Source organism: Thermodesulfobacteriota bacterium, from assembly GCA_036482575.1.
Lineage (GTDB): Bacteria > Desulfobacterota > GWC2-55-46 > GWC2-55-46 > JAUVFY01 > JAZGJJ01.
The window spans coordinates 1-9,475 of record JAZGJJ010000106.1; the positions used below are offsets into that span (position 1 = coordinate 1).

The 9,475-nt window shown below is 59.0% G+C and carries 10 protein-coding genes and 1 pseudogene; 9 read left to right on the top strand and 2 right to left on the bottom strand.

Going from position 1 to position 9,475, the window contains the following annotated elements; all coding sequences use genetic code 11:
• From V3W31_04525 to V3W31_04555, 7 genes are all read left to right on the top strand, one after another.
• Positions 1-343: bifunctional 5,10-methylene-tetrahydrofolate dehydrogenase/5,10-methylene-tetrahydrofolate cyclohydrolase (locus V3W31_04525; GenBank protein MEE9614205.1), on the top strand; the 343-nt coding region annotated here is incomplete at its 5' end.
• Positions 340-987, top strand: a complete 648-nt coding sequence (locus V3W31_04530) for a methylenetetrahydrofolate reductase C-terminal domain-containing protein (protein ID MEE9614206.1) — start codon at positions 340-342, stop codon at positions 985-987. The genes V3W31_04525 and V3W31_04530, both read left to right, overlap by 4 nt.
• Positions 988-1,078: 91 nt before the next feature.
• A complete protein-coding gene (locus tag V3W31_04535; GenBank protein ID MEE9614207.1) occupies positions 1,079-2,602 on the top strand; it encodes a TolC family protein in 1,524 nt (507 codons plus the stop codon).
• A complete protein-coding gene (locus V3W31_04540; protein MEE9614208.1) occupies positions 2,599-3,762 on the top strand; it encodes an efflux RND transporter periplasmic adaptor subunit in 1,164 nt (387 codons plus the stop codon). Before V3W31_04535 ends, V3W31_04540 begins: the two co-directional genes overlap by 4 nt.
• A gap of 6 nt (positions 3,763-3,768) precedes the next feature.
• Complete coding sequence (locus tag V3W31_04545; GenBank protein ID MEE9614209.1) at positions 3,769-4,440, top strand: ABC transporter ATP-binding protein; 672 nt, start codon at positions 3,769-3,771, stop codon at positions 4,438-4,440.
• Positions 4,441-4,442: 2 nt separating this feature from the next.
• Entirely contained in the window at positions 4,443-5,648 is a 1,206-nt protein-coding gene (locus V3W31_04550; GenBank protein ID MEE9614210.1) for an ABC transporter permease, read from the top strand.
• 24 nt (positions 5,649-5,672) lie between these two features.
• A complete protein-coding gene (locus V3W31_04555) occupies positions 5,673-6,044 on the top strand; it encodes a DUF2784 domain-containing protein (GenBank protein MEE9614211.1) in 372 nt (123 codons plus the stop codon).
• Between the two features lie 34 nt (positions 6,045-6,078).
• Here V3W31_04555 and V3W31_04560 read toward each other — a convergent pair whose 3' ends face one another.
• On the bottom strand, positions 6,079-7,926 hold the full coding sequence (locus V3W31_04560) for an ABC-F family ATP-binding cassette domain-containing protein (GenBank protein MEE9614212.1): 1,848 nt from the start codon (positions 7,924-7,926) through the stop codon (positions 6,079-6,081).
• 72 nt (positions 7,927-7,998) lie between these two features.
• Complete coding sequence (arfB, locus tag V3W31_04565; protein MEE9614213.1) at positions 7,999-8,418, bottom strand: alternative ribosome rescue aminoacyl-tRNA hydrolase ArfB; 420 nt, start codon at positions 8,416-8,418, stop codon at positions 7,999-8,001.
• Positions 8,419-8,500: 82 nt separating this feature from the next.
• On the opposite strand from arfB, the pseudogene V3W31_04570 reads away from it, so the two are divergent.
• Both V3W31_04570 and V3W31_04575 read left to right on the top strand, forming a co-directional pair.
• Positions 8,501-8,614, top strand: a pseudogene (locus V3W31_04570) (integrase core domain-containing protein).
• A 381-nt stretch (positions 8,615-8,995) separates the two neighbouring features.
• A partial coding sequence (locus V3W31_04575; protein ID MEE9614214.1) for a TonB-dependent receptor plug domain-containing protein occupies positions 8,996-9,475 on the top strand: 480 nt, incomplete at its 3' end.

Here is a 9,475-nt window from a genome sequence, read left to right on the forward strand (position 1 = left end):
AAAGCCCGTTGCGCTGATGCTCCTTAAGAGACACGCGACCGTAACGCTCTGCCACTCGAGGACCGTCGACCTTCCCGGCAAGGTCCGCGCCGCGGACGTAGTGGTGGCGGCCGTAGGCAGCGCCGAGCTTGTGAAGGGGGAGTGGATAAAGGAGGGGGCCGTCGTTATAGACGTCGGCATGAACCGGACCGACGAGGGAAAACTCGTCGGCGACGTGGAGTTCGAGGCGGCCTCCGAGAGGGCCTCCTACATAACTCCTGTACCCGGAGGCGTGGGACCCATGACCATAGCCATGCTTTTGAAAAATACCGTAGAGGCGGCAAAGAAAGGGAGTTCCCCATGATCATAACGGAGAAAAAGGATATTGCCGGTATAGTCGAGAGCCTCCGGGGGAAAAAGACCGTTTACCTCTTCGGGTGCAACTCGTGCGCCGAGCAGTGCAAGACCGGCGGCAGGGTTGAACTCGACGAGATGGCCGCGGTACTCAAGGAAGAAGGGTTTGAAGTCCTCGGGGACTCGCTCCCGGACGAGACCTGCTATAACCAGATCGTGAGGAGGGAGTTCCGGCTCAAGCCCGAGGCAAAGGCGGCCGACGCCGTGCTGGTGCTCGCCTGCGGCGCCGGGGTTAGGACCGTTGCCGATAACGCCGAAGAGTCCCAGCCCGTCCTGCCCGCGCTCGACAGCTTTTTCCTCGCGACCGTGGAGAGGCAGGGGAGGTTCTTCGAGGGCTGCTCGCTCTGCGGGGAGTGCGTACTCGACAGGACGGCCGGCATATGCCCGCACACCGAATGCCCGAAGGCCCTCCTTAACGGCCCCTGCGGAGGCGTGGCCGACGGTATGTGCGAGGCGGACACCTCTAACGAATGCGCGTGGGTCAGGATATACAACCGGCTCGAAAAACAAAACAGGCTCCACGCAATGGAAGGGTACTTCCCCATGAAAGACCACTCCGTCTCGATCCGGCCGAGGAAGGTGCTCCTCCGGTGACCCAAACAGTGACCGGCGGGACTATCTTACCTTCCGCCTTGAAGAGCTTGCCTTAACTATACCCATGCCCTCCAAAGCCGGATACTTTCTTTTGACAGCGTTGGCCCTCCACGGCGTAACACCCGGCGCGGGGCTGGCTGCCGCCACCACCCCCGCCCCCGCCACGATGGAGCTTTCGATCGAGGAGGGTATAGCCATGCTGCTCAAGCACAACCTCGATATAGTGGTGGAGAGGATAAAGCCCCGGATAGAGACGGCCCGGGTCGAGGGCGGGTGGGGTATCTTCGACAGGGAGGTCTTTACCTCGCTTAACTACAACGATTCGAAGAGGCCGCTCAACTCCCGCTCCAGCACGGCCGCGGGAAGCATCTCCTCCATGGAGTCGAGGGTCTATACGCTTAACATGGGGGTCTCGGCCATGACGACGCTCGGCACAGAGTACTCGCTCGAGTTCGACGACGAGTGGACCAAGGACACGCTGAACGACTTCGACACCGAGCACGACACCTTTGCCGGGCTAAGGCTGACACAGCCGCTCCTTAAGGGCTTCGGCAGGGACGCCACCCTGTTCGAAATAGGTCTCGCGAAAAAGGAGCGGGACATCTCCGTGCACAGGCTGAAACAGCGGATAATAGATACGGTCTCCGAGTTCGAGCTCACCTACTGGGAGTTAGTGCTCACGAGGGAGGAGCTCCGTGTAAAGAGTGAATCGCTTAAGTTGGCCGAGGAGCTTTTGGAGCTCAACCGGAGTAAGTTCGAGGCCGGGGTGGCTTCCGCCCTCGAGGTAACGCAGGCCGAGGCCGGGGTGGCCACCAGGAGAGAGGCGCTCATCTCGGCCGGAAAACTCGTAAGCGAGGGGGAGAACGCGCTAAAACTCCTTATCTCCGGAGACGTCTACGGCCTCCGGGATACTGAAATAGTCCCCACCGACGCCCCACCCCCACCGACGCTTTGGCCCATGGAGCCCAGCCTGCAGGAGGGCGTTAGGAAGGCCGTCGAGGTACGGCCCGACTATAACGAGCTCAGGGCCGAGCTCGAAAAAAACGATATCAGGATCAAGTACGCCGAAAACCAGCGCTTCCCCGAGGTAGACCTCGAGGCCAGCTTCGGCTACAATGGCCTCGGGACGAGTTTCAATAACTCGATCGAGGGCATGGACAGCAACCCGCAGTGGGGGGTGGGGGTGGTCTTCCGCTACCCGCTCGGCAACAGGACGGCAAGGAGCGAAGAGCGTATCGCCCGCCTTGAGAGCGAGGCGGCGCTCTTCAAGCTAAAGCGCCTCGAACAGGAGATTGTCGTAGCGCTCGACAACGCCATAAAAGAACTCCATACGAGCCGGGAGAGGTTCGGGGCCGCGAAGGTCTCGACCAGGTTCGCCGAGGAGACCCTTATAGCGGAGGAGGTGAAGCTCGAGGCCGGGCTTTCCACCACCTACAACGTGCTGGAGATGCAGGAAGACCTCGAAGAGGCGAAACTTTCCGAGATAGACGCCCTCATAGACTACGCGAGCGCGGTCACCGTGTTCCTCCGCGAGGAGGGGACGCTCCTCGATAAGAGGGGGATAGAGTTCCGCCTGCCGGAGGAAGTTCAGGGTGTAGAGATGAGCGGACGATGAAGAAAAGTGCCGTAATAATAACGGTGGTTGCCGCTATGGCGGCAATAGCCGTATACTTCCTCGCTCCGGTCCTTACCGGCAACGGCGAGCCCCCGCTGCGCCTTAAGACGGGAAAGGTCCTTCGGGGAGACCTCGTCGTGGTCGTCGCGGCCACAGGCGTTATAACGCCCTACGTAGAGGTAGAGGTAAAGAGCAAAGCCGCCGGTGAGATATTGAGCTTTCCCTTTAACGAGGGCGATACGCTTGAAAAAGGGCGGGTGGTGGTAAGGCTCGACCCGGCCACCGAGAAGTCGCGCGTGAACCAGGCACGGGCGGACAGGCTAATGGCCGAAGGTAAGCTCGATCGGGCCAGGGTCTCGTTAAAGGACACCACGCTCAAGAAGAAAAGGAAGGAACCACTCTTTGAGAAGGGCGTCATATCGAGGCAAGAACTCGACGACAGCGTCATAGCCTTCGAGAAGGCGCAGAGCGAGATCACGATAGCCGAGGCCGAGCTTTTGAGGGCCACAGAGGTCCTCCGGGAGGCCGAAGACAGGCTCGAAGACACCGAGATAAGGGCGCCGCTCGGCGGTACGGTACTTATAAAGCTCGTCGAGGAAGGTCAGGTAATCTCCTCCACCATCTCCTCGGTATCCGAGGGGACCACGCTCTTTACCATGGCCGACCTCGCGCACCTATACGTGGGCGCGATGGTGGACGAGGTGGACATAGGTCAAGTCGTCGTGGGCCAGAGCGTGGGTATCACCGTGGACTCCTGGCCCGACAGGCTCTTTGCCGGACGTATAGCCAGGATAGCGCCCAAGGGCAGGGTGGAGAGGACCGTTACGGTCTTCGACGTGGTCGTGGATATAACCGAAGAGAAGAAGACCGGCCTCATGCCGGGCATGTCGGCGAACGTGGAGATAGCCACCGACCGTATCCAGGGGACGCTGCTCATCCCTTCCGAGGCCGTAAGGGTAGAGAATAAGGAGACCGGGGTCTACATACCGGCCGCCGCCGGACCCGCCTGGGCGCCGATAAAGACCGGGAAGACCGACGGCATAACCACCGAGGTTACCGAAGGTCTTAAGGAAGGGGACGAGGTCATAATCTCCGGATACGCCGGGGACGAGGATAATAAAAGTGGCTCGAAAAAGAGACGCTTATACCGCCGCCACTAAGGGCACGTGATAGAGCTTAAGGGAATTACCAGGTCCTACGCCTCCGGCGAGGTAGCCGTCAAGGCCTTGAGGGGCGTGGACCTCGATATATCCGCGGGCGAGTTCGTCTCGATCATGGGGCCGTCCGGGAGCGGCAAGAGCACGCTCATGAACCTCATGGGGTGCCTCGACAGGCCCACCTCCGGCTCCTACGTCTTAAACGGCACGAAGGTCGACGAGATGGACGACGACGCACTCGCCGCCGTCCGTAACCGCAATATCGGCTTCGTCTTCCAGACCTTCAACCTGCTCGGCCGCCACACGGCGGTTGAGAACGTAGAGCTTCCGCTCATCTATGCCGGCTTCGACAACACCCTTGATACGGCAAAGGGGGCCCTCGATGAGGTGGGCCTCGGCCACCGCGTCGCCCACAGACCCAACGAGCTCTCCGGCGGCGAGTGCCAGAGGGTCGCGATAGCGAGGGCCGTGGTACTGGACCCGCCGCTCATCCTCGCCGACGAGCCCACCGGGAACCTCGACACCCGCACCGGCGAAGAGATAATGGGAATATTCAAGGAGCTTAACAAAAAGGGCACCACCGTTATTATCGTCACGCACGAACAAGAGGTCGCCGACCACAGCCAGAGGGTCGTGACCATCCGGGACGGACTTATACTGTCCGACACCCGTAACAGGTAGCCATGCTTTTCCTCCAACTCATAAAGGTCGCCTTCCGGGGCATCGTGGCCAACAAGATGCGGACCGTGCTCACGATGCTCGGGGTCATAATAGGCGTGGGCGCCATAATCGCCATGATCTCGCTCGGCGAGGGGGCCAAGAAGCAGGTCGCCGATTCGATAACACGGATGGGCACGAACCTCCTCCGGGTACGGCCCGGGGCGGCCCGACTCGGCTACATAGCCTCTGGCTCGGTCGAGACGCTCACCGTCAAAGACGCCCGCGCCATAGAGGACACCCCGGGGGTCAAGCGGGTAAGCCCCACGGTAAGCAACATGGCGATGGTAAAGTACACCAACAAGAACGCGACCACCCTTATAAGGGGCACCACGCCCGAGTTCCTCGCGGTAAACAACTTCAAGGTCGCCACGGGCCGCTTCTTTAACCAGAGGGAGGTAAAGCTCGCCGGGAAAGTGGCCGTAATAGGTACGACGGTCAGGGATGAGATCTTCGGCCGGGGCGTGGCCGTGGGCAAGAACATAAGGGTCGAGGGCCAGAGCTTCCTGGTAATAGGCGTACTCGAGTCCAAGGGCCAGACCTCGTGGCGCGACCCGGACGACCAGGTCTTTATCCCCATCACCACCTCGCAGAAAAGGCTCTTCACCCAGGACTTCGTAAACGACGTCTACATACAGGTGGGAAGGGTCGAGGATATACCGGCGGTGAAGGGCTCGATCGAGAGGCTGCTCCGCTCGCGCCACCGGATAGGGCCGGACGTGGAGAGTGATTTTTCGATACGGGACTATACCGAGTTCATAAAGACGCTCGAGGAGACGGCCGGGACGTTTACCGCGCTCCTTGCCGGCATAGCCGCGATCTCGCTCCTTGTGGGTGGCATAGGGGTGATGAACATAATGCTCGTCTCGGTTACGGAGAGGACGCGCGAGATAGGGCTCCGCATGGCCGTGGGGGCGAGGAGGAAGGATATACTGAGGCAGTTCCTGATTGAGGCCATGACCATAACCGCCACCGGCGGGGTCGCCGGCGTGGGGCTCGGGGCGGCGCTGAGCGTCGGGATATCGCGCTGGGGCCAGTGGGATACCATCATAACGCCCGAGTCGGTGGTCCTGGCCTTTGTCTTCTCCGGGGTCGTGGGCCTCGTCTTCGGCATATACCCGGCATGGAAGGCCTCGAAGATGGACCCGATAGAGGCGCTCAGGTATGAGTAGAGAGGTCCGCTACCCGTATCCGTAATGCTCTACAAGCTCTTCGCGGACATGGTGGTGCTTACCCACCTCCTCTGGATTATCTTCCTGCTCTTCGGTGCATTCCTCGGGGTAAAGAACAGAATTATAATGGTAGTCCACGTCTCGGGGCTCGCCTTCGCCCTCGTGCTCAACGCGTTCGGCTGGTACTGCCCGCTTACCCATTTGGAGCTCTGGGCGAGGGCAAGACACGACCCCTCGCTTGCCTACACCGGCTCCTTCATCGTCCACTACGTAGAAGAACTCATCTACGTGGAGCTACCCCCCTCTTCCTTGCTTCTCCTGACCGTCCTCCTCTGCGGCTTCAACGGGTGGTGGTACTTGAGGAAGAGTGCGCTGTGGAAGGGAAGGGGGAGGTGATAGCGCACCCGGCCGAAGGCCGAATTGTTCTACGTCAGACTGTGGTCTTCAGACTGTCTATCCGCTCGAAGAGCTCTTCCATCTCCAGGTATTTGGCGTCGATCTTCGACTGGACTCCTCCGATGGTCTTGTATAGCTCCCGGATCTTTGCCCCCTTTCCACCTTCACGGACCAACTTCTGAGCCTCGTTGTTTTTATCTTCAAGGTCGGCTTCCAACGCCTTGATCTCCTTTTCCATATCTTCATGCTCCCTTGTAAGGGCCTTTAGTTTGCGCTTCTCTTCTTTGGCCGGGTCCGACCTCCGACCCTTTGAAGGGCTCTTCGGCGGCTTATCATTTTTATACTTCGACGCCGCTGCGTCCGCCGCGCCCCCCGCGCGCCCATGTGAGGCCTCTTCCTCCCAGCCCGTGGTATCCAGAAAGTCCTGGTAGGTACCGTCAAAGAATACGGCCCTGTCTTCATGAAAGATAACGAGCTTGTTGGCCAGGCGCCCCAGTATCTCCTCGTCATGGGTAACGATGACGACTCCGCCCTTAAAGTTCGACACCTCCTGGGTCATAACCTGGATGGAGTCCATATCGAGGTGGTTGGAGGGCTCGTCCAGTAAGAGGAGGTTCGCGGGACGGGCAAGTATCTTACCCAGGAGCACCCGGCTCTGCTCTCCGCCGGAGAGCACGGATATCTTCTTCTCGGCCAGGTCCCCGGAAAAGAGCATTGCCCCGCAGATTGCCCGGACCCGAGAGGTATGGAGGGCCGGGCCGGCCTTTGCTATCTCTTCGACCACAGTGTTTTGCGGGTTGAGCTCCTTACGGTGCGTCTGCTGGTAGTAGCCGACGGCGGTCGCTGGCGAGAGGTTGACGGAACCCACGGTGGGCTTGAGCGTCCCGGCCAATATATTCAAAAGTGTCGTCTTGCCCTTGCCGTTCTTGCCGATGACGGCGAGCCTGTCCCCCGGCCTTATCTGAAAGGAGAGGCCCTCGAAGAGGTTGTCATCTGCAACACCCGTGTATGAGAAAGCAAGCTCTTCCACCTCCATAACTGTTTTTGCGTGGGTGGCCTTATAGTTGAAGCGAAAGCCGAGCTTGTATTCTGGCGCGATCTCGCTTAGAACGTTCATCTTTTCTATCTGGCGTACTTTGGACTTGGCCTGTGAGGCCTTGGAGGCCTTGGCCCCGAACCTGTCTACAAAGTTCTGCAGTTCCTTGACCTTGTTCTTCTGCTTTTGACGGGTCCTTTCGTGGACCTCCTCGTCCATCAATATCTGGGCGTAGTACTTATCGGTCGGCCCCCTGGTCTTGGTAAGGCGCCCCCGGTGGATACCCATGGTATGGGTCGTTACGGTATCCATGAACTGACGGTCGTGGGTTATGATGATCACCTCTCCCCGGAATGCCTTTAAAAACCGCCGCAGCCAACGAAGGCTCAGGATGTCGAGGTAGTTTGTGGGCTCGTCGAGGAGGAGGAGGTCCGGGTCCCGGAGCAGGGTCTTGACGAGGTTTATGCGGAGCTGAAAGCCCCCGGAGAACACCGACGGCGGCTGGTGGAGGTCGCCCTCCATAAAACCGAGGCCGAAGAGGAGCTTTTCGGCCTTGTAATGGTCGTACTGCTCGTCTTCAGCAAGCTCCTGGCAGCACTCTTCTATCAGCGTATCTTTGGTGAAGTGAATATGCTGGTCCAGGTAGCCAAGCTTATAGCCCTTTGGCGTAGTGAACTCTCCTTTGTCATGGTCTTCGAACCCCGCGATTATCTTAACGAGGGTGGACTTGCCCGAACCGTTCCGGCCGACGAGGCCGACGATCTCGCCTCTGCCGACGGAGAAGGTGACGTCCTCGAAGAGGGATACGTTATGATAGGACTTTGAAAGGCCGGATACCTGTAGCATAGCAGGGGATGATACCATACATCTAAATGCTTCGCACCCGGAAAAGTCCGGCGGTGAGGATAAGAGGTTCGGCTAATCTTCCTCTCTCACCTTCCGCCTCATCTTCTTGGTGCCTCCCCGCACCTTTTTCTCCTCGATCCTCTTCTCCCTTTTAGCCCTGGACGGTTTTGTCTTTACCCGCCTTATCGGCCTCTCACAGGCCTCCCTGATAAGCGCGACGAGCTTATCGACCGCATCGACCCTGTTAAGCTCCCTCTTCCTCGAACCCCTTGAAGAGATGATGAGTATCCCGCCGTCCGTGACCCTCTTGCCCCCCAGGCGGACGAGCCTCTCTTTTATATCCCGGGGGAGTTTTGAGCCGTTTATGTCGAAGCGGAGCTGTACCGCCGTAGAGACCTTGTTTACGTGCTGGCCCCCCGGCCCGCCTGAGCGGATGAACACCTCTTTTATCTCGCTATCGTCTATGAAGATATCATCGGTTATCCGGATCATCCGTAAAGTTTACGATTTATCAGATGCGTCCTCAAGAGGAATCTCGCGCGCACGCGTCCGGGACACGCACCCCCTATAGGTAAAGGTATTGACTATGCACTGGAGGCAGGAGTACAATCAGATCAGGCCGCACAGCTCTCCGGGCTATCGACCACCGGCCCCGGAAGCAATAGCTCCGCGGGTAATTAATGCGTAGAAGTTCACTCCGGGAGTGGATCAATTATTTGGGGGCAGGTCAGAGACAGCCCTTTACAAATTCGGATTATAATACTATAATTTTCTCGCACCTTCTCCGGGAGTCCGCTCTCGTTGTGCGGTATGCGTAAAATGCATGAGCACCCGGAGTACACAGCTACTGAGGCACTCCATCGGGAAGTTCAGCAACTATAACATCCAATGGGAGCCGTTAGCCGTGATTAAGAAACTGATATTCCGGGCACTCCTGCCACTTTTGCTTCTCTTGCCCGCAAATGCCTTTGCGGTTGAAGGCGGAGCAGCGGACGACTCCGGAGTTCCCTCTTATAGATATTTTCCCCCTCCATATCCGGTAGTGTCAAGCCCGGCAGGCCAGACAGGCATGATGCGCGCAAGCCACTCCCCCGGTGAAGTCTCAGCCGAAGGTGAGCGGGTCGCCGCCGCGCCCTCCGAAGAGCTCCTTCTATTCTTCGAAGAAAAAGACCTCATCGTAACCGCCACCAAGCAGCCCCAGACCCTTCAGAGGGCCCCGGCCGTAGCCACCGTCTTTACCGCAAGGGACATCCGCAACATGGGCGCGCGCGACATCATGGACGTGCTTAAGCGCGTGCCGGGCATCGCCATCTCCAAGAGCTTCTACGGCCCCGACACTATCGAGGTAAGGGGGATACTCGGCTTCCGCGCGGAGCAGGTAAAGTTCCTGATAGACGGCGTCTCAATAAACACCCTGGGGGGCGGGGCGATATGGCCCCACGACAGCCTGAGCGTCGATAACGTCAAGAGGGTTGAGGTCATACGCGGCCCGGGCTCGGCCCTGTACGGGACCGACGCCTTCAGCGCAATAGTCAACATCATCACGAAG